Source organism: Vibrio sp. 10N.222.46.A1 (genome assembly GCF_041473595.1).
In the GTDB taxonomy this organism is placed as follows: domain Bacteria; phylum Pseudomonadota; class Gammaproteobacteria; order Enterobacterales; family Vibrionaceae; genus Vibrio; species Vibrio tasmaniensis_A.
Map to the genome: position 1 here is coordinate 1 of NZ_JBFRSN010000840.1, position 553 is coordinate 553.

General features: G+C 42.7%; 2 pseudogenes. One reads left to right on the top strand and one right to left on the bottom strand.

The annotated features are described in order from the left end of the window. Positions 1-216 (top strand): annotated as a pseudogene (locus tag AB4496_RS20825) (radical SAM protein); the annotation flags it as partial. A gap of 146 nt (positions 217-362) precedes the next feature. Here AB4496_RS20825 and AB4496_RS20830 read toward each other — a convergent pair. Next, a pseudogene (locus tag AB4496_RS20830) lies at positions 363-553 on the bottom strand (hypothetical protein); the annotation flags it as partial.

The following is a 553-nucleotide window of genomic DNA, read 5'->3' on the forward strand; positions in this document are numbered from 1 at the left end:
ATCCCGCACTACATGATTCCGTTTCCCGGTTCGGAGTCTTTTAGTCAGCTAGAGCGAGAAGGACGACTTCTTACTAAAGATTGGTCCAAGTACGATGGTAGCCATCCGGTTTATCAGCCAAGTCGTATGAGCGTTGAAGAGCTAGAGGAAGGCTTGTATTGGATTTGGAGAAAGAATGCGAGCTTGAAAGAACGAGTTGTTGCCTGGTTCAATTAAAATTTGTTCTGGATACATGGAATGAAAATCGCGAAGGCTCATAAATAAGTTTTACTATTCGGAATGCCTGACTGAGTCAGTACACTTTAAAGGCTCCATGTGGAGCCTTTGCATCAAGTTTTTGACGTAGCGTTGAAACCCCGCGATCAAAAGCCATAGCTTTGTTTGATTGGATCGCAGACTAGTTTATATTTAGCATCCGCAGCTTCTTTCCCAGCAAATTCTAACATCGCTTCTGAATAACCCATTGCAGTGCCGAACTCTTCCATTATATAAGGATCTTCTTTGACACTCACTGTGCGATCTTTCGATAGCTCGACAATAAACTTAGCGTAAT